Below are 24,090 nucleotides of genomic sequence, written 5' to 3' on the forward strand. Positions count from 1 at the left end.
GACATCGAGGTCGACCGATCGGGCGGAGGACGAGATGACGAGCAGGCTTCCTCCCCCCGGGCCGCTGCCCCCAGGGCAGCACCCCGGGTGCGACACGTCCGGCATGTTCCTCGTCCACCGGATCTTCCGCTGGCTGTACCGGGAGCTCCCCGAGCTCGTGCGCGAGGTCGAGCCAGGGGACACCGCACGTTCGGCGATCGTGGGCCGCTACGCCCACCTGGACTTCTTCGCGCTGCACATGCACCACGAGACCGAGGACCTGGTGCTGTGGGACCGGTTGGAGGCGCGCGCACCGGCCTGCGCCCTCCACGTCGGGCAGATGCGTGCGCAGCACGCCGAGGTCGCAGCGCACCTCGCCCGGATCGAGCCCCAGCTGGAGCCCTGGGTGGCCACCGCCGAACCCTTGCTCCGCGACCACTTCGCCACGGACATAGAGGGCCTGCGGGACGTCCTCTCGGCGCACCTCGGGCAGGAGGAGGTCGACGTCCTTCCCGTGGCGGGGGACGTGATGTCGCAGCAGGAGTGGGACTTCATGGAGGAGCACACACGGGCCACGCTGCTGGCGCACCGCAAGGAGCTCGGCAAGGACGTCATGGCGCTCCAGCTCGGCCTGCTGGTCGCGAGCGTCCCCGAGGCCGACCGCGAGGACTGGTTCCGCGCGAACGTGCCGGCTCCGGTCCGGGTGCTGTACCTGCTCCTGCTCAAGCGGCGGTACGACGCGGCGATGCGCGAGCTCTACCCGGACCGCCCCGTGCCGGCGATGGTCTGACGCCCGGACGGAAAGGACCGAGCCGTGTGGCGACGCGTGACGCTCGACGTCCACCTCGACCACCCGCCGTCGCGCGTCTTCCCGTACCTCGCCGACCCCGGTCGGTGGCCCGAGTTCGCGCCCGCGGTCGACTCGCGTCGCGCGGTGGACGGCACCCCGCTCCAGGTGGGTGACCGGTGGGCCGCCGTGGACCGCATCGGGCCGTTCCGGGTGCGGTTCACCGACGTGCTCGAGGTCGTCGAGCCGGACCGGCGGGTCGTCTGGCACTCCACGGCGCCCTGGAACTCCCGCGTCGAGTACGTCACGTCGCCCGACGGCGCCGGCACGCGCGTCCTGGCCGACTACCACGGCGACGTCGCCGACTGGCTCCGCGTCCTCGCGCTGCTCCCGACGCCCGTCCTGGCAGGGATCCTCCGACGCGACTTCACCGGGCTCCGCCGTGTGCTCGAGGCGGAGGACCGCGTGCGTGCACGTCGTCCGTGACGAGCGTCTCCCGCCCTCGTGCGCTACTTGCCGAGCGAGACGGTCTCCTGCGACAGGCGGTCCCGGAAGGCGGAGTGCCGCAGGCGCTCGGACTCGGTCCGGGAACCGACCACGACGAACACGAGGAGCACGACGGAGCCGCCGCCACCGACCAGGAGGGCGCCGAGGAGGTCCAGCATCGGGACACCGTCGTCGGGCGTGCCCGGCTGGCCTGTCACCGAGACACCCCACATCCCGGTGTAGTGCATCCCGGCGACGGCGACCCCCATGACGAGAGCCGAGACGGTCATCGAGAGCCCGCCTCTCGCGTGGACGCACAGCCACAGTGCCGCCGTCGCGGCCGCGACCGCGATGAGCACCGCCAGGGCGACGGAGAGCGCGCTGTAGTGCATGGTGCCGTGCATCCGCATCGCGGCCATGCCCATGTAGTGCATCCCGGCCACGCCGAGCCCGGCCACGGCGCCACCCGTTACCAGCAGAACGGGCCGGTAGCCGAACATCATCACGAGGTGGAGCCCGATCGAGACGACCACGACGGCGACGAGGGCGGAGGCGACGGTCAGCGGGACGTCGTAGTGGATCGGCATGCCCGTGACCGTGAACCCGAGCATCGCCACGAAGTGCATCACCCAGATGCCGGTCCCGCCGATGGCCGCGGCTCCGAGCCACAGCCACGCCGACCGCACGTGCCACGGCGCGTCGATCCGGGACCGGGACACCGCGGACAGGCCGCAGGCCGACCCGGAGACCGCCGCCGCGTAGGAGATGAGCGGCGTCACCGCTCCGTAGGTGAAGTGATGGACGTCGAGCATTGCATACCGCCTCAAAAGCATCAGAAGGGACACGACACCCTAAAGCGATATCCGTGATGCCGCACGGGGCTTCGAGCAGCCAGGTCGGCGAGTCCCTGTGAGAGGACGGGAAGTGCTGAGATCTGCCGTCGACCGGCCCTGACGGGGGCTGTCCCACTCGACCCAGGGAACCAGAGGACTCTTCCTCGTTCGGTGGTGCTCGCGGATGCCTAGCGTGGAGGCCATGGCGCATCTCGCGCGGCGGTGCTCGGTTGCTCGACGTCACGTGCCTCGGCATCTCGATCGTGCGCGGCACGTGTGGCTTCGCCGTGGAGCTCGTCTGTTGGTGATCTTCCTCGTCGTGCGGTTCCTCCTGGTCCCGTCGGTGCCCGCTGCAGAACGGGCCCTGGAGGTGCTCTCCCACGTCGAGCCGACCCTCTTGGCGCTGGGTGTGCTCCTCGAGGCACTGAGTCTGGCCACCTATTCGGTGCTGACCTCGGTCGTTCTGCCCCGCGAGGGCAGACCCGCCTTCAGCTGGCTGTTCCGGACGGACCTGTCAGCCTTGAGCGTCGCGCACGTGACTCCGGCGGGGGCGGCGACGAGCAACGTCGTCCGTGTCGGTCTGCTGCACCGAGGGGGCGTGCGCGTGGAGGAGGCCGTCGCAGCCGTAGCCGTCCAGGGGTTCGGCTCGGCAGCCACTCTGCAGCTCATTCTCGGCGTGGCTGCTCTGACCGGCGTGCTGCTCGGCGTCGCGCCGGGTCTCTACGCGGGGGTTGCAGTGGCAGTCATCTGTGTCCTGATGGCCGAGCTCGCCGTCGTGCGGGCTGTGGAGCATCACCCGGACGGGCTTCCCGCTGCTGCAGAGCGCATCACCCGGTGGTCGTCCTCCCGGTGGCGTGCACGACTGCAGGGATGGGTGCGACCGACCATGGTCAGGGTGGTCGACCTGTTGTCCGAGCGGCGCCTGCTGGGCAGGTTCGCGGTCTGGGGATCGCTCAACTGGTGTCTGGACGCGGCTGCCTTGTGGGTCTTCCTGGCAGCTTTCGGCGTACGGCCGAATCCTGTCGCGCTCTGTGTCGCCTACGGTGTCGCCAACGTCATGGCCGGTGTTCCCATCGCCCCCGGCGGCCTCGGTGTGGTCGAAGCCGGTGTCATCTCCGTCCTGACCGGTCTCGGCGAGCCGTCGGGCCCGGTCGTTCTCGGCGTCGTGGCCTGGCGGCTGCTGCAGTTCTGGCTGCCGATCCCTGTCGGCGCTGCCTGCTATGCCAGCTTGGTCGTCTCATCTCGCGCTGGTCGACGTCCACGTATCGGCGGGGCCGAGGCGCCGCCCGTGACCCTCGGAGCTCACCGCCAGGGTTGACATGCAGATCACCCACCGTGCGCATCGGCTCGGAGTGGAACTGTGTCACGGGTGCCGAGTCGCGCGGTCGCTCAGCGGGTGTCGCGTTCGCAGGTCTCGTGCACCGGCGCGCTGACGGGCATGAAGACCCGGGTGCGCCACGTCCTCGGGTCCGGATCCGTGTCCGGTCCGATCTCGTAGAACTCCCAGAGCTGGTCCGATGGCTCCAGCCCGCGCGCCCGTGCCCATTCTTCCATGTGGGCGTACGTCAGAGGCAGGGTGCCGTGCGACCCCACGTGCACGGCCTCGACGGCACGGCCTCTCGGCAGACCGCCGGTCTCCAGCGAGCCGCCCACGGGGACCGCAACCGTGACTCGGCCCGGGGCCACCGCCTCCTTCACGGGGAATCCCACCTCGACGTCGAACCGCTCCTCCGAGCTGTCGCGGTAGCGGGCGTAGGGCGGCCCGGTGATCCGCACGCCCGCGTCCTCCAGGGCCCGGGAGAGGGCCGGGAACGCGCGGCCGCACACGTCGCTGAGGCGATCCCACGGGAGGAGCTGGCGCAGCCCGACCGTGTGTTCGACGTCGTCGGACCACTGTGTCAGTCTGATGTCGTCGGTCATGCTCGGCTCCGTCACAGGCTCTCCCGGGATAGTGCCGCTGTCAGGACCTGCGGCCGCCGATCGCGATCGCAGGTCCGGAGAACATCGCGATCCCCAGCACGAAGCCGAAGTCGTACCAGCCTCCGTTGTTGTCGACCTCGTAGATGCTCACCGTGTCGGTGAAGAGCGAGACGATGAACGTGACCGGCAGGATGATGCCTTGCCACAGGCCCCACCAGAAGCCGTAGCCACCGGGGTTCGCGACGACGTTGGGACCGGCTGCGCAGGCTCCGAGAAGGAGCGCCGCTGCGACGAGAAGGGCTACGGCGAGGCCGTGCCACCGTGTGGTGCGAGCGGTCATGATGGTCACCTCTTCGTTCCTGGCGGCAGTCAACCCATCAGCCGGACCGGTTGGTGCTCGATCGCCGCGATGTCGTTCGAGGTCGCTCGTAGCAGCCGGTCTGCGAGCTCTCGCAGTGCGCGTGCCGTGGCGAGCTCTTCCCCGATCTCCCTGACCGGGGTGTCGCCGGGGCTGCGACGAGCTCGACCGTGCCCCGTCAGCGTGGTTCCGCTCGAGGTCGTCAGTACGGCGTGAGCCGTCGTGATCGCGCCTTCTGGCTCGATGTCGTCGGCGTCGAACAGCTCGACGGTGATGCTCCAGGTGTGACTCATGACCGTCTCTACCCCTCTGTGATCGTTTGTGGACCGGTTCGCTGTCTCGTTCTCAGGCTCACGCCGGTCGCGATCGCGACGTAGGGGAGAAGGTCACACCTGGCGGTAGTCCTCCGGCGGCACGGGACGTGGTTGCTCCGAGCGACGGGAGTCGCCCACCCCGCGACGCCTACCGTCCTCGCCCTCCCAGGAGTGGAAGGACCTCAGGAGCGGGAGTACAACAGAACGATGGAGCAGGTGCGCGTGTACCTTCTTGATGATCACGAGGTTGTGCGGCGCGGCCTCAAGGGTCTGCTCGTGACCGAAGACGGGCTCGAGGTCGTCGGCGAGTCGGGCACGGCACGAACGGCCATCCGAGAGATCCCTCAGCTGCGTCCTGACGTCGCGGTGCTCGACGTGCGCCTGCCCGATGGTTCAGGGATCGAGGTCTGCCGGGAGCTGCACGCTTCGGCGCCGGACGTCCGGTCCTTGATCCTGACGTCGTACGACGACGACGAGGCGCTCTTCTCGGCGATCATGGCGGGTGCGTCGGGATACCTGCTCAAGGTCATCACCGGATCGGACGTGGTGGATGCCGTGCGGAGGGTGGCCGCAGGCCAGTCCTTGATCGACCCCGCGCTGACCTCGCGCGTCCTCGAGCGGCTACGAGCCGGCCCGGCTCAGGAGCCGGCGTTGGCGGCACTGAGCGAGCAGGAGCTCAACGTCCTGACGGCGATCGCCGAGGGACTGACGAACCGCCAGATCGCGAGCAAGCTGTTCCTGTCCGAGAAGACGGTGAAGAACTACGTCTCCAACATCCTGACGAAGCTCGATCTCGAGTCCCGGACCCAGGCGGCGGTGCTGGCCACGAGGCTCCTCGGATAGCGTCTCGGGTGAGCTGCCTCGGTCCGCGAAGGCCCGGGCGGGCCATCAGGGCGCTGGCCGTCAGCGGGGCACCGGCCCAGGTCTGTCGGCATCCGTCGTGGTGGGCCGTAGGAGTCGCACCGTCGAGACGATCATGGCGATCACGCTCCCCAGGACGCCGAGCGCCAGCATGACGCGAACCACGAGCGTCCAGTCGAAGCCCTCCTCGGGAAAGCTGAACGGGAAGACGCGCCACAACGTCACGAGGGCGACGACCCCCACGCCGGTGACGATGACGTCACCGAGCGCGCGCAGCCACGGCGGGTCGGCCAGGACGTACACCGTGTTGGCGGCGATGCCCGCGACCAGGGTGGCGTTCACGGCCGGGAGCACCTCGACGAGCTCGGTCGTGAGGAACGGCACCACCTGCCATCCTGGCCAGACGTGGATGAAGACCAGCAGTGCCGCGTCGATCAGCACGGCGACGACGTAGCCGCCGCGACGCGCAGAGAGGGAAGGTCGGCCCCCTTGCCGCGGCACGGTGCTGTCGTCGCTCCTCGATCGGCTCATCACCCGAGTCCTTCCCTGGTGCTCAGCGAGCAGTCCCAGAGCCGTCCGGCTCCGACGTACGCCGGGAGGCTGGGCTCTGACGCTCCACTACCACTCAAGCGGGAGCAAGGGCCGCCGGGCTAGGGCCGTTCCGGCGGGTTCGAGGCAGTCGAACGGACGAAGCACGAGGGTCGAGGGTCGTGCTGCGGTGGCGGACGTGCCCACGCTAGTGCGGTTCCTCGGCGTGGGGTTGTCGGAATGGGACGCGCCAGGTCAGGACGCTTCCCTGCGGCTCGCGTGCGCGGATGTCCACCTGCCCGCCCAGCTCACCGGCTCGGTCGGCGAGGTTGAGCAAGCCGCCGTGAGCCACACCGCCTTGGGGTCCGATGCCGTCGTCGCTGATGGTGCACACGAGCTCTTCGGTGCGGACCGTCACGTCGACCCAGACGTGCTCGGCGACCGCGTGGCGTGCTGCGTTGGACAGACCCTCCCGCAGCACCGCCAGGACGTGGTGGTGGATCTCGGCATCGACGAGGGTGTCGAGCGGCCCGTCGACCTTGAGCGCGGGAGCCCTGCCGAGGACGTGGGCGTACTCGACGACGAGGTCGTGCACCTTGGAGCGCAGGGAGTGCTGGCGCTCCTGGGCCGGTCGCAGATCGACGATGGAGCGGCGGATCTCGCGGATGGTGGCGTCGATGTCTCCCAGGACTGTGGTCAGGGGCTCGCGGACGGTGTCCGGGCTCTTCTGGGTGATGGCCTGGACCTGGAGCCCGAGCGCGAACAGGCGCTGGATGATGACGTCGTGCAGGTCGCGGGCGATCCGGTTGCGTTCCGCCATGACGGCGAGCTGTTGCTGGATGGCGCGGGTGTGATGTCGTTCGAGCACGAGTGAGGCCTGGTTGGCGAAGTTGGTGATGAAGTCGGTGTCGGCGCTGAGATTCTCGGCGTAGCGGCGCCGGGGCAGGACGACGACGAGCGCACCTCGGGTGACGGAGTCGATCGCCAGCCGCGTCATGATGGCGCCTCCGTCGGGCAGGTCGGCCCAGCGGGTGCGGTCGGTCGCCATGGCGAGCATGGCGGGCTGGTGAATCTCCTGCAGGATCTGGTCCGGGTCGTCGGCGCGACCCCCGACTGCTGCGCGGACGGTGAACCGTCCTCCTGCGCCCGGCGCGATCGCGAGGGCCGTGGTGGCGTCGGCGCCTTGCAGCGCTCGTCGCAGCACGGCTTCGAGCGCTTGGCGCGGCTCGGTAGCGCGAAGGACGTCGGGCTGCATCGCTGCCGTGGCTTCGAGCCATCGTGCCCGCCGTTCGGTCGTCATGAGGAGCTTGGCGTGCTCGATGGCGAGACCGGCCAGACCCGCTAACGCGGTCACGGCTTCCTCGTCGTCGGCGGTGAACGCGGGACCGGTGGACTTGTCAGTGAGGTAGAGATTGCCGAAGACGCGGCCGCGGACCTTGACGGGCACGCCGAGGAACGTCGTCATCGGTGGATGCCCGGGCGGGAAGCCGGACGAGGACGGGTGACTGGTCAGGTCTTCGAGGCGCAAGGCTTCGTGGTGGGTGATGAGGTGACCCAGGAGTCCGCGCCCGGTGGGTAGGTGGCCGATGCGTTCGCGCTCGGACCGACTCATGCCTTCGGCGATGAACTCGATGAGCTGACGGCGTGAGCGTCCGATGACCCCGAGCGCCCCGTAGCGTGCGCCGGACAGCGTGCAGGCTGCGCGCACCACGCCGGCGAGCAGGTCGCGCAGGTCGAAGTCGGTCGAGATGCCGCTGACGGCCTGCAGTATCGCTTCCTGCACCTCGACCGAGGTCCGGTCCACGCCTTCGAGGATATTGCGGCGCTGCGGCGTTGACGAGAGGGCAGGGGAGAGGCCCGCCGGGCAGGGGGCCCGTCGAGCCTCGTGATGGACGGCGCACGCCGGTCGGCGCGGCGCGATGTGCGCGGCACTAGGTGAGGGCGGGCCAACGCTGGACCAGTCGGGTGTTCTGCCACCATGTGCCCAGGCCGAGCGTGCGCCCGGAGTTGCCCAGGGCCAGGGCAACGAGCACGAGGGCGTAGATCAGGTGGTCGTCCATGAAGGGGTTGTTCGCGGGCGGCAGGACGGCCGTCCACATCAGGACCAGCATGATCGCGCCGGCGACGGCCGCGATCCGCATCCCGATGCCGAGGATGAGCGCGAGCCCGATGCCCAGCAGCCCGACCATGAAGATCCAGTCGACCCACGCCTGTCCAGCGAGCCCTTGGTAGAAGTCGGCAAAGGGGCCGCTGGTGGCGTTGCCGAGGAACCCCGCCGTGGGCTGGCCGCCGTTGACCCAGGCGTCCTCCGAGAGGGTCTCGTGGCCGAGGCCGAAGGCCTTGTCGAGGAACGCCCACAGGAACACCCAGCCGAGGGCGATACGGATGACGGCGCCGACATACCTCAGCGCGACCTGCGCCTGCGTCTCGACGACTACCGTCTCGCGTTCGACCGCGGTGCTCGGTGCAGCGGTGGGGGCCGAGCTCGACTGAGAGGCTCGGCGCGGCTCGTGGATGGTGCTCATCGTTCTTCTCCTTGGTGCGTGCCGTCCTGGCCGGGCGGCGTGGGTGACGGTCAGGTGTCGATGACGTCGGCAGGTTCCGGAACGCGGGCCGGGGACGGCAGCGGGGCCTCGTCGTGCGCTTCGGCGGGGCGGGGTGCGGGGACGACCTCGACCGGGCAGTGCGCGTGGTGCAGCACGGCCCGGGTCACGCTCCCGAGCACGGCTGCGACGAGAGCCGAAGGGCGGGTGCCGTGGCCGTGACGGCCCAGGATCAGCACGTCGGCGTCCTTGGAGTGGCGGACGAGGGTGTCGGTGACGTCGGCGTACTCCAACCACGTCTCGAACGACACGGACGGGTGGGTCGAGGAGGCCTCCGCGACCAGGCGGTCGATCACCTCCGAGGTGTGACCGCGCCACTCGTCCTGGACCGACCACTCGTCGATCAGATAGCTGTAGAACGGGTCGAGGCGCCAGCAGTGCACGATCTCCAGACGTGCGGAGCGCTCGGCCGCCACCGTGAAGGCGCGGTCGAGGACGTACGGGGAGATCTCCGTCCCGTCGACGGCCGCGACGACGATGCCGTGCTCTCGGTCCGCGTCGAAGTCGCGCGGCACGCTCAGCACCGGGCACGAGGCGCGTGCGGCCACACCGAAGGTGGTGCTGCCGGTGAAGATGCGCTCCATCAGCGCCGGGGACCGGTGGCCCAGGACGATGAGACGCGCGTGCTCCCCGGCGGCAGCAAGGACCTCGACCGCCGGGCCCAGGGCCGCCTGGACCCGGACGGACACGCGACCGCTGGACAGCTCCTCGACGACCGTCTGCGCCTCGGCAAGAAGCTCGTGGCCGACGTCGACGAGGGTGTCGCTGGTCAGCAGCGGCCACATCGGTGCCAGCGGCACGATCTCGTGGATGGCGTTGACCAGCCACAGGTAGCAGCCTTCGCGTTCGGCTTCGCGGACGGCGTATCGCAGGGCGTGCGAGGCCTCCGGGGAGCCGTCGATCCCGACGACGATCGGCCAGTCCGACGTGGTTCTCATGATGACCCTCCCGACACGGTGGTTCGCGCTTGCTCCCACGTTCGTCGCGACACCGACCCGGGACCAGTGCCGTGGTGCTCTCGGGCGGGTGAGCACTTCGGCTGGTGGGGCGCGGGCCCTGCGGACGGCGGGAGTGGACAGGGGCGCCGAACGGCCCCACCCGTCACGGGACATGTGGTCCTAGCAGCACGCGGTGCGAGGTGCTGACGTGGAGAGGGCAGCGAGCGAGGGCAAGATCGAGGAGGCGGAGATCATGAAGGCTCTGGTGTTCGACGGTCCGGGCCGCCGCGCCTGGCGGGAGGTGCCCGACCCGGTCGTGCAGGAACCGCAGGACGCCCTGGTGCACGTGGACGCGGTGACCATCTGTGGCACCGACCTGCACATTCTCAAGGGAGACGTCCCGACGGTCGACGTCGGGCGCGTGCTCGGGCACGAGGCCGTGGGCACGGTCACCGCGGTCGGCGGCGCCGTGAGCACGCTGCGAGAAGGGGACCGCGTGCTGGTCTCCTGCATCACCGCCTGCGGCCGCTGCTCCTACTGCCGTCAGGGCCGCTTCGGCCAGTGCTTGGGCGGCGGTGGCTGGATCCTGGGGCACAGGATCGACGGGACCCAGGCCGAGACGGTCCGCGTGCCCTTCGCAGAGCTGTCCACGCACCGGTTGGACGACACGATCGACGACGAGCAGGCACTGATGCTCGCCGACATCCTTCCCACGGCCTACGAGATCGGTGTCCTTGCCGGTGCGGTCCGCCCCGGCGACAGCGTCGTCGTCGTGGGCGCCGGACCCATCGGTCTCGCCGCGACCCTGACTGCCAGGCTCTTCTCCCCGAGCGCCATCATCGTGGTCGACCTCGCGTCCGAACGCGTGGCCGCGGCGCAGCGCGCCGGCGCCACCCACACCCTCGACGCGCGGGCCGACGTGGTCGCCCAGGTGCGCGAGCTCACCGGCGGCCTGGGCGCCGACGTCTCGATCGAGGCCGTCGGGACGCCCGGCACGTTCGAGCTCTGCGTCGAGACCGTGCGCCCGGGCGGACACGTCGCGAACGTCGGCGTGCACGGAGCACCCGCGACGTTGCACCTGGAGCGTGACTGGATCCGAGACCTGACCATCACCACCGGTCTCGTGGACACGTTCACCACCCCGACGCTGCTCGCCATGGTGAAGAACGGGCAGCTACCGGTCGAGCAGCTCGTCACACACCGGTTCGCGCTCGACGACATCGACCGTGCCTACGACGTGTTCGGGCACGCGGCGGACACCGGCGCTCTCAAGGTCGTCGTCACCGCCTGACGAGCTGCGCGGCCAGCCGTTGCGGACCTGTCTTCCGTCGCGCTGACACCGAGGTGATCCTCGCCGAGGACGAGGCGGGGCAGCGTCGTCCGTGCGAAGGACGGAGCACGAGTACGGGACGCTCTCCTGCGACGACCATCAGTCGTCAGGTCGTCAGGTCGTCAGGTCGTCAGGCGGGTGGTGGGCCGTCGCTCGTGGGGGCGAGGATCTGCTCGACCGAACGCCGCGGGCTGTACCGGCGCAGCGTGCTGTATCCCATCCGCGCGAGCATCTGCGGGAAGCCGTCGAGGCTCAGTGCCTCGCGGAGCTCGTGACGCGTCGTCGGGTTCTCGAGCACCGTCGTGGCGAAGGAGGCCCGCACGAAGTAGGTCGTCGCGACCAGGAGCATGCGCTCGGTCGCCTGGCCCGCGGCGATCCAGTCGCGCGGGTCGTCGCGCGGGGACGAGAGCACCGCCAGGGTGGAGCGACGCTCGAACGCGGCGTGCCCCGTGCTGAGGGAGAAGCGGCGGACCGGCGCCTGGTCCTCACCCGCCCTGGAGGGGCCGAGCAGCTCGCGCGGGATGCCGTCCTCGCGCTCAGGACCGGTAGCCGTCCACGCGAGCTCTTCCTCGCGGGCCACGTCGTCCTCGGCCGCGAGGTCCTCGGCGCGACGCACGAGGTCGAGCACGTGTCCGCGTGCCGGGTCCGAGGGCTGGACGAGACGAAGCGCGCACCCCTCCTCGTGGGCCGCCGTCTGGATCTCCTGCAGCACGTCGGCGTCCAGCGGCTGGTCCTCGAACGGTTCACGTGAGGTCGAACGGCGCCCGATGGCCAGGGACAGCTCGAGCTCGTCCATGTCGGGACCCAGCGCGGGGATCAGGGTCACGGTCGCGACCAGCAGCTCGTCGTCCGGATCTGGCAAGACACGGACCTGGGCTGTCAGAGACTCGCGGCGGGCTGCGACGCGTGCGTTGAGCACGAAGGCTCCGCAGCTGATGAACATCTCCCGACGTCGAGGATCGGTGTGACGCAGCCAGCGGGAGGGGTACGCGTGGACCGTGATCGTGTCGCCGGTCGTGCGCACCTGCCAGGGTTGGGTGTTGTGCACGCTGGGGGCGCGTACCGCCGCGGCGAGGATCCTCTCGACCCGTGAGTCCAAGACGTCCATGACCGGCTCCTCCCGGTACTCGCCGATGCGGCGTGATGAGTTCCTCGGCGGCTCATCGCCGCGCGAGCTGCTCGTACCTCCAGCAGACGACGACAGAGTGACCCGGCACCAGGGTGGAACGGATCGGGGCCTGTGGCCGTTCGGCCCGGCAGCGGGGTGCGTGAGGCGAGCGGGCGTCCGGCATGTCGAACCGTCCGGCGCCCGGTGACGGGTCGTTCGGCCCTACCGCCGGGCAGCGGCGGCGCCGAGCGTGGGAGGTGGCGTCGTCGTGCGGGGCGCCGCCTGGCCTGACGAGCGGGGTGGGGACATGGACAGCCGAGGCAGGAGGATCGATCGGGTCCTGACGGCCGGGACGCGCGCCCCGAGCCTGCTCAACAGCCAGCCCTGGTCCGTGGACTGCGATGGCGCAGTCCTGCAGGTCCGGGCCGACCCTGCCCGCAAGATCCACGAGATCGATCCCAGCGGGCGAGAGATGTTCATCAGCTGCGGAGCCTTCTTGATGAACATTCGCGTCGCGGCCGAGCACGAGGGGTTCGACGCCGCCGTCCGGTTGCTGCCCGACCGGGACGACGAGCTGCTCGTCGCGACCGTGACCTTGGGCCCTGGGGTCGTCGCGACGGTCGACGAGCCCGGGATGTTCGCCGCGATCCTCTCCCGCCACACCCTGCGAGGCGACGCCCGGGGACGCGTGCCGGAGGTCGAGGTGCTGCAGGAGCTGCGTCGAGCGGTGCGCCGTGAGCAGGCGGACGTCGTCTTCCTCGGAGCCGGCGACATCAGCTCGGGACACCTCGTGGGTGAGATGCGCCGTGCGGAAGCCGCTGCCTCGACGTCCTCGGTCGCGCTGGAGACCGACCGGAGCTGGATGGGTGTGCCCTACGGGCGCCCTGACGGGGTGCCCGCGGACGTGATGCTCGCCGGCTATGCGGACCCGATCACCGACGTCCACCATGCGACGCGTGACGAGACGAGCGGGGCCCGGACGTTCGAGGGCCGGCAGCATCTGGCGATCCTCACCACGGTGGGCGACGGACCGTACAACTGGCTCGTCGCCGGGCAGGCGCTCGAGCGCATGCTCCTGGTCGCGGCGACGCACGACGTGCAGGCTGCGTTCGCCACCCGGGCCCTGGAGAACCCCACGACGCGGCGCGGGATCGAGACCGCCTACTGCCCGGACGCCAGCGCCCAGATGCTCCTGCGGCTGGCCCGCGGCGCGCCCGGACCACACACCCCACGCAGGGATGTCGACGACGTCGTCACGCGCGTCGCCAGGGCGTAGCCGGTCCCCGTGGTTGCTCTCTCCGAGCCCGCCGAGGGAGGCATGCGTCACCCCCGCCGGGGCCGTCGGCGCGCGCGCCATGCCTTGTCGAGGGCGTCGGCGGTGAGCAGGACCCCAGCCGAGCCGAGCGCCAGCGCCCACCCCAGGGGCTCGGGGGCAGCCTGTCCCAGCACGCGTGCGACCGGCGGGACGAGCACGAGCGTCAGGGAGATGGCGAGGGAGATCGGTACGGCGGCGACGAGCAGCCGGTTGGTCGTCCATCCCAGCGATCCCGGCCACCTGGTCGAGCTGCGGCACGCGAAGGCGTTCGCCGCCTGGGACAGCACGACGCTGAGGAACGCCGCCCCCGAGGCAGCGGCGAGGACGGCAGCGCCGACCGGCTCGCCGTACCTCCACCCCTGGGACCACAGGCACACGGTGAACGTGAGCAGGGCTGCCGCTGCGGACACCGGGCCCAACAGTGCGAACGCACGGCGAAGGACGGTGCCGTTGAGCAGCCGCCCGGCGGCGGGCGGGTCGGTCAGCAGGTGCCGGGCGGGTGGCTCGGCGCCCAGTGCGACGGCGGAGACGGTGTCGGTACCGATGTCGATCGCGAGGATCTGCAGGATGCCGAGCGCGAGCGGGAACTGTCCGCCGGTGAGCGCCCAGACCACGAACGGCATGAGCTCGGCGACGTTGTCGGTGAGGTGGTAGGTGATGAAGCGCCGGATGTTGACGTAGGTCGCACGCCCTTGTTCTATGCCTGCCACGATGGAGGCGAACCGGTCGTCGAGCAGGACGACGTCCGCGGCCTCACGGGCCACGTCGGTGCCGGAGAGTCCCATGGCGACACCGACGTCCGCCTCGTGCAGGGCCGGCGCGTCGTTGACCCCGTCTCCCGTCATCGCGACGACCTCGCCCTGGGCCCGAAGGGCGTGCGCCACGCGCAGCTTGTCCTCGGGTGCCAGGCGCGCCACGACCACACCAGAACGAGCGAACACCGCCGCGAGCTCCGCGTCGCCCTGAGGCAGGTCGGCGCCGACCAGCACGGGATCCTGCGCACCCCGGAGCCCGACCTGGTCGGCGATGCTCTTCGCCGTCTGCGGGTGGTCGCCGGTGAGCATCGCGACCCTGACCCCGGCCCGCCGACACTCCTGCAGCGCGTGGGCGGCGTCCTCGCGCGGAGGATCCTCGAGCGACAGGACGCCCCCCAAGGTCAGCCCGGCCTCGGCGTCCCCGGGCCCCTCGGGAAGCCGGACCGCTGGGCGGGAAGCGACCGCCAGGACGCGCAGCCCGTTGGCGGCCCCCCGCTCCGCCTCCCGGTGGGCGGCGGCCAGCATCTCCGGTGGGTCGGTACACAGCGGAAGCACCGACTCGGGCGCACCCTTGACGAAGACACGGCCGCCGCCAGGGCTGTCCACGTAGGTGGACGTTCGGCGTCGGCGAGCGTCGAACGCGTACCTGGTCGCGGCCTGCAGGGCGGCTCGGTCCTGGTCCACGTCCACGCCGAGGCGCCGGGCGAGCACGTCGATCGCGACGTCGATACGGTCCCCGTGCGGGACCCATCGCCCTTCGGAGAGCTGTGCGAACCCGACCGAGGCCGCCGCCGCGGACCGCGCTGTCGCGACGACTGCCTCGCGCGCCTGGAAGGGGCACGCGACCTGCCCGTCGGGGCGGTATCCGGGCGCAGCACAGGTTGCCGCCCCCTCGGGGGTCCAGACCCGGACGACGGTCATCTCGTTCTGGGTGAGCGTGCCGGTCTTGTCGGTGCACACCAGGGTGACCGACCCGAGGGTCTCCACGGCTTCGAGGTGACGCACGAGGACCTTGCGGTCGGCCATGCGCTCGGCTCCCCACGCGAGTGCCAGGGTCACGGTCGGCAGCAGCCCCTCGGGTACCAGGGCCACGACGACACCGATCCCCAGCACGTAGGCGTCAGAGAGCTCTCGACCGACCGCCCAGGACACCAGGGCGAAGCATGCTCCGGCGCACAGTGCCGCGACGGCGATCGTGCGCACCGTGCGGTGCAGCTCGTGGGCGAGCGGTGTGACGGGGTCGGGTACGTCCGCCGTCAAGTGCGAGATCCGCGCGATCGCGGTCTGCGCCCCGATGGCGTCCACGCGTGCGTCCGCGGACCCCTCCACGACGAACGACCCGGCGACGACCGCGCTCCCACGGGACCGGGTGACCGGCTCGCTCTCGCCGGTGACCAGCGACATGTCCACCAGGAGAACCCCTGCTCCCGTGACGGTGGCGTCGGCGGGGACGCGGTCGCCGGCACGCAGGCACACGATGTCGCCGACGACGACCTCGCTCGTCGACACACCGAGCTCGCGTCCGTCGCGGCGGACGATGATCCGCGAGGGCAGCAGCGCACGCAGGCGCTCTGCCGCCCGACCCGCTCGCGCTTCCTGCAAGAAGGCGAACACCGCGTTGAGCACCACGACGATCGCGATCGCGACGGCGAGCTCGAGGATCCCTGCGAGCCAGGCCAGCCCCGCCGCGCACCACAGCACGACGGCGAACACGCTGCTCAGCTGGGCGAGCAGGCGCCGCGGCGCGGAGGGTCCCCGGACCTGAGGCAACGCGTTGGGCCCGTGGCGCCCCAGCTCGCGCGCCGCGTGCTCGTCCGACAGGCCGCGGGCGACGGGTTCACGTGCTTCGGTCGGGCTCGAGCCGGCCGGGCGGTCCTCAGAACTGCCCATGCTCCATCACAGGTCTCCTGCCGCTCGCGGGCCAAGAGCCGAACGGCCCCGGCACCCGGCGGCGGACCGCGGACGACACCAGGGCCCAAGGTCACCGGTGGTACCGGGTATCCCGCACCTGGTCGCTCCCGCCCGCCGGTGGTGCGCTGAGAGGTGAGGAGATGATCAACGATGAGCGACACATGGTCACGAGGGGTGGTCGTCGGCATCGACGGGTCGCCCGAGGCGTTTCACGCGTTCGACTGGGCGGTCGCGGTGGCGGACCGGCACCATGCGCGCCTGCGCGCCGTGCACGCCCAGTCGGTCCCGGTCGGCCCGATCGTGCCCGTCCCGGCGTACATCCCTGAGGCGCTCGACGCCGAGGTCGACGCCATCCTGCGCCGGGCCCTGGGCAGAGCCAATCCCCGCCCACCCGGCGCGACGGACATCGAAGCCACGGTGAGCATCGGTCCTGCCGCCGCCGTGCTCGTGGAGTTCTCGCGCGATGCCGACCTCGTCGTCGTCGGGCAGCGCGGCTCGGGCGAGGACCAGGGCGGTCTGGGGTCGGTCTCGGCAGCGACCGCGGCGCGCGCCCACGGCCCGATCGCGATCATCCCGACCACGGCTCGCGGGCTCGCCCCGGACCGGATCGTGGTCGGCGTCGACCTCGACGACGACCCCACCCCAGCACTCGAGGTGGCGTTCGCCGAGGCGCGCAGCTGCACCCGTCCCGTCGAGATCGTGCACGCGATCGAGCCGGCGACACAGGTCGCACAGGCCGCCGGTGCCGGCGAAGAACCCGAGATCCACGCTGAGCTCAAGGAGCTGACCGCCCGCTGGTCCGACCGCTACCCCGACGTCACCTGCCATGCCACGGCCCGCCCCGGCGACCCCGCGACCGTCCTGCTCGACCAGGTCACCGCCTTCGACCTGCTCGTGCTCGGCGGACGCCACCACCCCCGTGCTGTCGGGCGGCTGCTCGGCTCCGTGCCGGACAAGGTCGTGGTGAACGCACCGTGCGCTCTGGTCATCGCCCACACCCGCAAGCTCGCCGACACCAACCAGCACGGGCAGCGCGACTAGGACACGAGGGAGATGAGCACGATGTCAGGCAACGACATCGTCGTCGGGGTCGACGGTTCACCAGCGAGCCTGCACGCAGCCCTGTGGGCCGCACGGACCGCGGCACGCCACGGACAGGACGTCACCCTGCTCAGTGCTGTCGACGACAGCGACGTCCGGCCGTCACGGCGCGCGGAGGAGCGCGCGTCCCGGACGGCGCACGCCCGCGACGTGCTGCGCACCACGACCGCGCACCTCGACCACGTCTACCCCGGTCACCCGTACCTGCACACCGAGATCGCGCCGGGCGACGTTGCCGCAGCGGTCCGAGACCGCGTCGGGGCCGCCCCGATGGTCGTGGTCGGACGCAACGTCCAGCACATCGAGCGCTCCACCCTGGGCGCGACCGCGACCAGGCTGGCTCTCGCGGGCCGCGGCGTCACAGTCGTGGTGCCCGCCATAGCCATCACGGACACGCCTCACCACGTCGTGCTCGCGCTGTCCGACGAGGACCATCAGGACGACCTCGTCCGGTACGCGGTCGAGGAAGCCCGGCTCGCGGGCTGCCCGCTGCGTGTCGTCCACGCCGTCCAGACGCCAGCCCTCGTCCACGCGCTCTACGAGGACTGGGGGGCAGGGGAGCCCTGGAAGTCCGTCGCGACCTCGCGCATCAGCGCCATGGTGACCCCCGTCGCGGCTCGCGCGGGCGTCCATACCTTCCTCTACGTCGCCGAGGGACCCGTCGCCGACAAGGTCCTGTCTCAGGTCTCGACCAAGGACGTCCTCGTCGTCGGCGGGCGCCACCATCATCCCGCCACCGCCCGTGCGCTGGGATCGGTCGCCGACCGGCTGCTGCGACGGTCCCCCGGGACGGTCATCGTGGTGCACCCCTCCCGGCGCGACCGCTGAGAACACCCCATGAGGGCATGGAGAGCCGGGGAGCACCCGGGCGAGCTGCGCCTGGTCGACGAGCATGCCCCGGTCCCCGCATCGCACGAGGTGTCCGTCTCGGTCGAAGCCTGCGGGGTGTGTCGCACCGACCTGCACGTCATCGACCAGGAGCTGCCCGTCCACCGGCCCGGCGTGGTCCCCGGGCACCAGGTGGTCGGAACCGTCGCGCGGGCCGGGGCAGAGGTCCACCACCTGCGCCCCGGCGATCGCGTCGGCGTCGCCTGGCTCCACCAGACGTGCGGGCAGTGCAGCTGGTGCCGGACCGGCCGGGAGAACCTGTGCCCCGATTCCCGGTACACCGGATGGGACGTCGACGGAGGCTTCAGCGAGTACGTCACCGCACCGGCGGCGTACGTCTATCCGCTCCCTGACGAGGCGGACGCGCCCGCCACCGCGCCCTTGCTGTGCGCCGGGATCATCGGCTACCGAGCGCTGACCCGAGCCAACCTCCCACCCGGCGGCAACCTCGGCATCTACGGCTTCGGGTCCAGCGCCCACATCACCGCGCAGATCGCCATCGCCTCCGGCGCACGCGTCTTCGCCATGACCCGCGGCGAAGCGAACCGTGACCTCGCTCGGCACCTCGGAGCCACGTTCGTCACCGACGCGACAGGTGCACCGTCCGAGCCGCTGGACGCTGCCATCGTCTTCGCCCCCGCAGGCGAGCTCGTCCCAGTCGCGCTGTCTGCCACCACGCGCGGCGGAACCGTGGTCCTGGCCGGCATCCACATGAGTGACGTACCGGTCCTCGACTACCACCATCACCTCTTCAACGAACGCGACCTGCGCACGGTCACGGCCAACACCAGGGCGGACGGCGCGGCGCTGCTGCGCCTCGCCGCGGCGCTGCGCATCACCCCGACCGTCACGACCTACCCCCTCGACCAGGCACCCGACGCGCTCGAGGAGCTACGCTCCGGGCGCGCGAGCGGCTCGCTCGTCCTCGTGCCCGGCTGAGCTCTGGTTCCCGACCGACCCGAGCGCACGCTCCCGTCTGCGATCCCCGGGGGGACCGACCGAGACGGACGTCCTGTTCGCCTCTCGCCGGCCCCGGTTCCAGCGTCGGCGGAGTCCCGGCGCTCTACGCGCGCCGAGCCCCGGCCGGCCACGAGCACCGGACACCCCACACTCCGAAGAACCGTCGCCAGGACCGGCACAGCGCCCTTCGACCCCGACCCAGCCGGCGACCCGAGGACCAGGATGTCCTCGGGGCCGACCTGGCCGGCGAGCTGGGTCGCGGCGCACCCGGAGAGGACGAGCATCCCCCGATCTACCCCGTACCGGTCGGCGCACCGCTCGGCCACCGACCACAGCTGGGAGAAGGTGGACCATCTCCACCAGCGCAGGTAGCCGCACCCGTCCGCCGCCTGGAGCGCACCCACGTGCTCGAGCACGTGCACGACGATCACGGCGTGCGACTCGTTCGCCGCCGCGAACGCCACCTCGATCGCCGGTGCGTCGTCGGCGCCGGCCACGCCGACGACCACGCGGCCATCCAGATGCGATGGACACCCCCGCGGGACGACTGCCACGGCACTCCGGGCACGGCGAGCGACCCGCGTGCTCACCGATGCCTGGGGGCGCGACGTCAGAGGTCCGGCAGGCAGGGCGGTCCCACTGCGGCCGAGGACGAGCAGGTCGGCCGCACGCGAGCTCGCGAGCAGCGACGGGAGGAGCATCCCGCGCACCACGGACGTCGACACGTCGTGCAGGCCCGGACGAGACCCGGCCAGGATGTCCATGGCCAGGTCCAGGACGCGGCCCGCGCGGTAGCCCTCGTCGAACAGATCGTGCCGCTCGCCGTGGCCCGAGGGTTCGAGGACGAACTGCACGTGCAGCGCGCTCCCGTGCCGGTCGGCGGCGTCGGCCGCCCACTCCAGGGCGTGGATGCTGCCTGGGCTGCCGTCGAACCCGACGACGACCCCTCGGCTCCATTCTGCGGGCATCGGGTCCTCCCACCGCCATGGAAGCGGACCTGCCGACCCGACCGCCAGGGCCGCTCTGCCTTTTCGGCCGCCATCCGGCCGCCATCCGGCCGCCATCGGGCCCCGGGCGCGACCGCCGGAGCGACGCCGCGTCGACGTCGCGCCCCACGGTCCAAGGCCCTGTGCCGACGAGTCGTTCGCCCCTGTGGCGGACGCCCCGGGTCGAGCTACTGCTGGGATATGACTCGTCCTCGCCGATACCTGGCGCGGGCCGTCCGTCGCTACCCCTGGGTGACGGCCACGGTGGCCGTGGGCGGCCTCGCAGGGCTGCTCGAGCTGGCGGGTCCGGCGGGCTCCGCGCAGCTCGTGATCTCGTCGTTCGCGGCGGCGGTCGTCGTGGTCACCGCGCGCGGCATGGTGGCCGATCTCCGTGCCGGCCTGTACGGCGTCGACATGCTGGCGGTCCTCGCGGTCTCCGCGACGGTGCTGGTCGGAGAGTACTGGGCCGCTCTCGTGGTGTGCCTCATGCTCTCGGGTGGCGAGGCGCTCGAGGACTACGCGAACGGGCGGGCTCGGCGCGAGCTGTCGAACCTGCTCGCCGCGGCGCCGCGTGTCGCCCACCGGGCCGCACCGGACGGCGCGCTCACCGACGTCCCAGTCGGCGACGTGCGCCCCGGCGACGAGGTGTGGGTACGGCCGGGCGAGGTCGTCCCGGTGGACAGCGTCCTGCTCAGCGAGGCAGCGGTGCTCGACGAGTCGTCCCTGTCCGGCGAGTCGCTCCCCGTCGAGCACCGACGGGGGGACACGGTTCTGTCCGGCTCGGTCAACGGCGGCGGTGCGGCGCGCGTGCGGGCGACCGCGACGGCTGCAGGGTCGCAGTACCAGGCGATCGTCGAGCTGGTGAAGCAGGCGCAGGCGTCCAGAGCGCCGTTCGTACGGCTCGCCGACCGCGTGGCGGTGCCGTTCACGGCGGTAGCCCTCGTGCTCGCTGGCGCGGCGTGGGCGCTCAGCGGTGAGGCGGCGCGCTTCGCGGAGGTGCTCGTGGTCGCCACTCCGTGCCCGTTGATCATCGCCGCCCCGGTCGCCTTCATGTCCGGCATGTCGCGCGCCGCCCGGAAGGGGATCATCGTCAAGTCGGCGGGCACGCTCGAGCAGCTCTCCCGCGTGCGGACCGTGGCGTTCGACAAGACGGGAACCCTGACCCACGGAGCGCCGGTGGTCGTGGAGGTCCGTCCCGCGGGGGACCTCCCTGCGGACCGCTTCCTCGCCCTCGCGGCCGCCGTCGAGCAGTACTCGGTGCACCCTCTCGCCACTGCAGTCGTGCGCGCCGCCCAGGAACGCGGCCTCGCCCTCCCCGCCGCGCGCGACGCGGTGGAGGAGACCGCGCGGGGCGCGCGGGCGACGGTCTGCGGCCACGTCGTGGCCGTGGGCCGGCTGGGCTTCGTCGTCGCGGAGGAGCCAGCGGGGGTGCCCACCCCCGGAGCGGGCCGGAGCGCCGTCCACGTGAGCGTCGACGGCGCGTACGCCGGGACGCTGTTCCTCGCGGACGAGCTGCGGGCCGAGGCGCGCTCCACGGTCGCGTCCCTCCACGCGGCGGGGGTCCGCACCACGGTGATGCTCACCGGCGACGCGGCGGCGACCGCCCGGCACGTCGCGGACGCGGTCGGTATCGACGACGTCCGGGCCGGCCTCCTCCCGCAGGACAAGGTCGACGCCGTGCGAGGGCTGCCGGACCGCCCCGTGATGATGGTCGGAGATGGCGTGAACGACGCCCCGGTCCTCGCGGTGGCCGACGTCGGCATGGCCATGGGCGCACGGGGCTCGACGGCGGCGACCGAGACCGCGGACGCCGTCGTCGTCCGCGACGACCTCGCGCGCGCGGTCGGGGCCGTGCGGATCGGGCGCCGCACCGTGCGGGTCGCGTGGCAGGCCATCGGCATCGGGATCGCCCTGTCGGGGCTGCTCATGGTCGTGGCCGCGACGGGACGGCTCCCCGCGCTCGCTGGCGCGTGGCTCCAGGAGGGCGTCGACCTCGCATGCATCCTGTGGGCGCTGCTCGCCACCCGCCCGGGCAGGGACGAGACCCCGCCCGGGCCGCCCCGGAAGGCGTCCGCCGCCCGGGCCGCCGAGCCGCGCGTGCCGGCGTCGTCCCGCTGAGACCGGGCGTCCACCCGCCCCGCGCGCGGACGAAAGGTCCGACCCCGGAGCACCGCCTCCGAGAATGCTCTGAGAATCGCCGGGCACGCTGTCTCGCATGAGCATCCTCACGACACGCCGGACGTCGGCCCAGGCCCCGCCCCGGGCCGAGGCCCGTGCACCGCGCAGCCCTGGCGCACCCGCTCCGGGCGCGGTCGCCCTGCGCGCGGTGCTGCTCGGTGTCCTCGCGCTCGTCGTCGCGTTCTGGTGGCAGGGCACGCCGCCGTCCGCCGGTGCGACGTCGGCCGGTGCGCTCACCGGCGTCGGGGAGCTGGTGGGGCTCGTCGCGTCGGTGCTGGTCTGCGCGCAGCTCCTCCTCGTCGGGCGCGTCCCCTGGTTCGAGCGCGCGGTCGGCCTGGACCGGCTCGTCGCGTGGCACCGCGTCCTCGGGACGACCGTCGTGCTCCTCGTCGTCACCCACGCGCTCCTCATGGTGGCCGGGACCGCCCTGCCGGCGCAGGCCGCGTCGTGGTGGCACGCGCTCACCCTCGTGCTGGTGGAGCCGGACATGACGGCCGCGCTCGTCGGCACGGGCCTGTTCGTCGTCGTCGGAGCGTCCGGCGCGCGGCTCGTGCGGCGGTACCTGTCGTACGAGGCGTGGTTCCTCGTGCACCTGACGATCTACGCCGGGGTGTACCTCACGTTCGCGCACCAGGTCACGGCGGGCGCGCACTTCGTCGGCGACCCGACGGCCCGCGCCGCCTGGGTGCTCCTCTACGCGGGCACCGCCGCGGCGCTCCTCACGTGGCGCGTGGTGCTGCCGCTCCTGGGCGTGCTCCGGGACGCGCCGCGCGTGAGCGCCGTCGTGCCGGAGGCCGGGGGGATGACGAGCGTGTGGGTGTCGGGTCCGGCGCTCGCGGACGTCGGGGCACGGGCCGGCCAGTTCTTCCTCGTGCGCTTCCTCGCGCGGGGCCACGTCGTCACCGCCCACCCCTACTCGGTCTCCGTCGCGCCCGACGGCGAGCACCTGCGCTTCACCGTCGGTGGCCTGGGCGACCACTCGCGCGCGGTGGCGCACCTGCGGCCCGGGACGCGCGTGCTCCTCGAGGGGCCGTTCGGCCGCTTCACCGCCGCCCGGGCGCGACGCCGCGGTGTGCTGCTCGTCGCCGGGGGCGCGGGCGTCGGGCCCGTGCGGGCGCTCGCGGAGGACCTGGTCGCGCGCGGGCACGACGTCGTCGTCGTGCACCGCGCCCGGTCCCGGGCGGACCTCGGCCTCGGCCACGAGCTCGCCGACGCGCCGCTCACCTACCTGCCCGTCGTGGGCCGCCGGGCCGACCTCGGGTACGACCCCCTGGGCCCGGGGCGGCTCGACGCCCTGGTCCCCGACCTCGCGTCGCGCGACGTTTTCGTGTGCGGCCCGCCCGCGATGGTCGCGACCGTCGAGGACTCGGCACGCCGCGCGGGCGTGCCGCGGTCCGCCGTCCACCACGAGGAGCTGAGCCTGTCATGACCGGACGCCGCTGGAGAGGGACGATCGTCTACGCGGGGAGCGTGCTCGCGCTCGGCGCCGCCGCGCTCGCGCGGTACGGCGGGGTGCCGGGCCTCGCCGGGGACGCGTCCGCGACGTCGGGAGCTCCCGCCGTCGTCGCGGGGTCGGAGCCCGTGACCCCCGCGACCCCGACGCCGGCGCCCTCCACCGCCGGCTCGACGGCCCCGGGCACGTCCCCGGCGAGCCCGGGCACCGGCACGCCGGACCCGACGCGGGCGACCGTGACGGGGTCCGTCGTGCAGACGCGGTACGGGCCCGTGCAGGTCGCGGTGACGTTCACCGGGACGCACCTCGACGCGGTGCAGACCGTGCGGTCGCCCAGCGGGGGAGAGAGCTCCCAGGTCTCCGCGCGCGCCACGCCGCTGCTCGCGCAGGAGGCCGTGCGGGCGCAGTCTGCGCGCATCGACACCGTGTCCGGGGCGACCTACACCTCCGAGGGCTACCGCGAGTCCCTCCAGGCCGCGATCGACGCGCGGGGCTGAC

Annotated in this window: 23 protein-coding genes; 12 read left to right on the top strand and 11 right to left on the bottom strand. The window is 72.2% G+C overall.

Annotated features, from left to right (window positions below):
* Window positions 1–34: 34 nt before the first annotated feature.
* Both AC6CH9_RS03815 and AC6CH9_RS03820 read left to right on the top strand, forming a co-directional pair.
* Window positions 35–769 (top strand): hemerythrin domain-containing protein, encoded by a 735-nt coding sequence (locus tag AC6CH9_RS03815; protein WP_498153741.1) that lies wholly within the window; start codon window positions 35–37, stop codon window positions 767–769.
* Between the two features lie 24 nt (window positions 770–793).
* Entirely contained in the window at window positions 794–1,252 is a 459-nt protein-coding gene (locus AC6CH9_RS03820; protein WP_498153742.1) for an SRPBCC family protein, read from the top strand.
* Window positions 1,253–1,275: 23 nt separating this feature from the next.
* Here the strand turns inward: AC6CH9_RS03820 and AC6CH9_RS03825 are convergent, their stop codons facing one another.
* Window positions 1,276–2,064 carry an MHYT domain-containing protein gene (locus tag AC6CH9_RS03825; protein WP_498153743.1) on the bottom strand — a complete coding sequence of 263 codons (789 nt, stop codon included), beginning with the start codon at window positions 2,062–2,064 and terminating at the stop codon, window positions 1,276–1,278.
* A 325-nt stretch (window positions 2,065–2,389) separates the two neighbouring features.
* Between AC6CH9_RS03825 and AC6CH9_RS03830 the strand changes: the two genes are divergently transcribed.
* Window positions 2,390–3,403 carry a lysylphosphatidylglycerol synthase transmembrane domain-containing protein gene (locus tag AC6CH9_RS03830; protein WP_047233284.1) on the top strand — a complete coding sequence of 338 codons (1,014 nt, stop codon included), beginning with the start codon at window positions 2,390–2,392 and terminating at the stop codon, window positions 3,401–3,403.
* A gap of 71 nt (window positions 3,404–3,474) precedes the next feature.
* On the opposite strand, the gene AC6CH9_RS03835 is transcribed toward AC6CH9_RS03830, so the two are convergent.
* The 3 genes from AC6CH9_RS03835 to AC6CH9_RS03845 are packed head-to-tail and all read right to left on the bottom strand — an operon-like array spanning window position 3,475 to window position 4,656.
* Window positions 3,475–4,005 carry a GyrI-like domain-containing protein gene (locus AC6CH9_RS03835; protein ID WP_452108664.1) on the bottom strand — a complete coding sequence of 177 codons (531 nt, stop codon included), beginning with the start codon at window positions 4,003–4,005 and terminating at the stop codon, window positions 3,475–3,477.
* Between the two features lie 40 nt (window positions 4,006–4,045).
* Window positions 4,046–4,345, bottom strand: coding sequence for a hypothetical protein (locus AC6CH9_RS03840; RefSeq protein ID WP_047233320.1), 300 nt, complete (start codon window positions 4,343–4,345; stop codon window positions 4,046–4,048).
* Window positions 4,346–4,374: 29 nt separating this feature from the next.
* Window positions 4,375–4,656 (bottom strand): dsRBD fold-containing protein, encoded by a 282-nt coding sequence (locus tag AC6CH9_RS03845; RefSeq protein WP_498153744.1) that lies wholly within the window; start codon window positions 4,654–4,656, stop codon window positions 4,375–4,377.
* A gap of 228 nt (window positions 4,657–4,884) precedes the next feature.
* Between AC6CH9_RS03845 and AC6CH9_RS03850 the strand changes: the two genes are divergently transcribed.
* Window positions 4,885–5,520 carry a response regulator gene (locus AC6CH9_RS03850; protein ID WP_498153745.1) on the top strand — a complete coding sequence of 212 codons (636 nt, stop codon included), beginning with the start codon at window positions 4,885–4,887 and terminating at the stop codon, window positions 5,518–5,520.
* A gap of 60 nt (window positions 5,521–5,580) precedes the next feature.
* On the opposite strand, the gene AC6CH9_RS03855 is transcribed toward AC6CH9_RS03850, so the two are convergent.
* From AC6CH9_RS03855 to AC6CH9_RS03870, 4 genes are all read right to left on the bottom strand, one after another.
* Window positions 5,581–6,069: a hypothetical protein gene (locus AC6CH9_RS03855; RefSeq protein ID WP_047233287.1), complete on the bottom strand. Its 489-nt coding sequence runs from the start codon at window positions 6,067–6,069 to the stop codon at window positions 5,581–5,583.
* 205 nt (window positions 6,070–6,274) lie between these two features.
* The gene (locus AC6CH9_RS03860; protein WP_052877647.1) at window positions 6,275–7,870 is read right to left on the bottom strand and encodes a GAF domain-containing sensor histidine kinase; all 1,596 of its coding nucleotides are present in this window, start codon (window positions 7,868–7,870) and stop codon (window positions 6,275–6,277) included.
* Between the two features lie 127 nt (window positions 7,871–7,997).
* Entirely contained in the window at window positions 7,998–8,591 is a 594-nt protein-coding gene (locus AC6CH9_RS03865) for a DoxX family membrane protein (protein WP_452108663.1), read from the bottom strand.
* A 50-nt stretch (window positions 8,592–8,641) separates the two neighbouring features.
* Window positions 8,642–9,607 (bottom strand): universal stress protein, encoded by a 966-nt coding sequence (locus AC6CH9_RS03870; protein ID WP_498153746.1) that lies wholly within the window; start codon window positions 9,605–9,607, stop codon window positions 8,642–8,644.
* 208 nt (window positions 9,608–9,815) lie between these two features.
* On the opposite strand from AC6CH9_RS03870, the gene AC6CH9_RS03875 reads away from it, so the two are divergent.
* Window positions 9,816–10,898 carry a zinc-dependent alcohol dehydrogenase family protein gene (locus tag AC6CH9_RS03875; protein ID WP_498153747.1) on the top strand — a complete coding sequence of 361 codons (1,083 nt, stop codon included), beginning with the start codon at window positions 9,816–9,818 and terminating at the stop codon, window positions 10,896–10,898.
* Between the two features lie 169 nt (window positions 10,899–11,067).
* Here AC6CH9_RS03875 and AC6CH9_RS03880 read toward each other — a convergent pair whose 3' ends face one another.
* Window positions 11,068–12,045 (bottom strand): Acg family FMN-binding oxidoreductase, encoded by a 978-nt coding sequence (locus AC6CH9_RS03880; protein WP_498153748.1) that lies wholly within the window; start codon window positions 12,043–12,045, stop codon window positions 11,068–11,070.
* A gap of 307 nt (window positions 12,046–12,352) precedes the next feature.
* Here AC6CH9_RS03880 and AC6CH9_RS03885 point away from each other — a divergent pair, with 307 nt between their 5' ends.
* Window positions 12,353–13,321 carry an Acg family FMN-binding oxidoreductase gene (locus AC6CH9_RS03885; RefSeq protein WP_047233292.1) on the top strand — a complete coding sequence of 323 codons (969 nt, stop codon included), beginning with the start codon at window positions 12,353–12,355 and terminating at the stop codon, window positions 13,319–13,321.
* A gap of 47 nt (window positions 13,322–13,368) precedes the next feature.
* Here the strand turns inward: AC6CH9_RS03885 and AC6CH9_RS03890 are convergent, their stop codons facing one another.
* Entirely contained in the window at window positions 13,369–16,005 is a 2,637-nt protein-coding gene (locus AC6CH9_RS03890) for a cation-translocating P-type ATPase (RefSeq protein WP_498153749.1), read from the bottom strand.
* Window positions 16,006–16,176: 171 nt separating this feature from the next.
* Between AC6CH9_RS03890 and AC6CH9_RS03895 the strand changes: the two genes are divergently transcribed.
* Genes AC6CH9_RS03895 through AC6CH9_RS03905 form a run of 3 tightly spaced genes read left to right on the top strand, consistent with a single transcriptional unit; the run spans window position 16,177 to window position 18,954 of the window.
* Window positions 16,177–17,067, top strand: a complete 891-nt coding sequence (locus AC6CH9_RS03895) for a universal stress protein (RefSeq protein WP_082141275.1) — start codon at window positions 16,177–16,179, stop codon at window positions 17,065–17,067.
* Window positions 17,068–17,079: 12 nt separating this feature from the next.
* Window positions 17,080–17,955 carry a universal stress protein gene (locus tag AC6CH9_RS03900; protein ID WP_498153750.1) on the top strand — a complete coding sequence of 292 codons (876 nt, stop codon included), beginning with the start codon at window positions 17,080–17,082 and terminating at the stop codon, window positions 17,953–17,955.
* Between the two features lie 9 nt (window positions 17,956–17,964).
* On the top strand, window positions 17,965–18,954 hold the full coding sequence (locus AC6CH9_RS03905) for a zinc-dependent alcohol dehydrogenase family protein (RefSeq protein ID WP_047233295.1): 990 nt from the start codon (window positions 17,965–17,967) through the stop codon (window positions 18,952–18,954).
* On the opposite strand, the gene AC6CH9_RS03910 is transcribed toward AC6CH9_RS03905, so the two are convergent.
* Window positions 18,870–20,039 carry a universal stress protein gene (locus AC6CH9_RS03910; protein ID WP_498153751.1) on the bottom strand — a complete coding sequence of 390 codons (1,170 nt, stop codon included), beginning with the start codon at window positions 20,037–20,039 and terminating at the stop codon, window positions 18,870–18,872. The genes AC6CH9_RS03905 and AC6CH9_RS03910 overlap by 85 nt on opposite strands.
* A gap of 174 nt (window positions 20,040–20,213) precedes the next feature.
* Here AC6CH9_RS03910 and AC6CH9_RS03915 point away from each other — a divergent pair, with 174 nt between their 5' ends.
* From AC6CH9_RS03915 to AC6CH9_RS03925, 3 genes are all read left to right on the top strand, one after another.
* Window positions 20,214–22,079, top strand: a complete 1,866-nt coding sequence (locus AC6CH9_RS03915; RefSeq protein ID WP_452108657.1) for a heavy metal translocating P-type ATPase — start codon at window positions 20,214–20,216, stop codon at window positions 22,077–22,079.
* 97 nt (window positions 22,080–22,176) lie between these two features.
* Window positions 22,177–23,568, top strand: a complete 1,392-nt coding sequence (locus tag AC6CH9_RS03920) for a ferredoxin reductase family protein (RefSeq protein WP_498153752.1) — start codon at window positions 22,177–22,179, stop codon at window positions 23,566–23,568.
* A complete protein-coding gene (locus AC6CH9_RS03925) occupies window positions 23,565–24,089 on the top strand; it encodes an FMN-binding protein (protein ID WP_498153753.1) in 525 nt (174 codons plus the stop codon). The genes AC6CH9_RS03920 and AC6CH9_RS03925 overlap by 4 nt, the downstream gene beginning before the upstream one ends.
* Window position 24,090: the final 1 nt, after the last annotated feature.

The organism is Cellulosimicrobium sp. GQ32 (assembly GCF_059758455.1).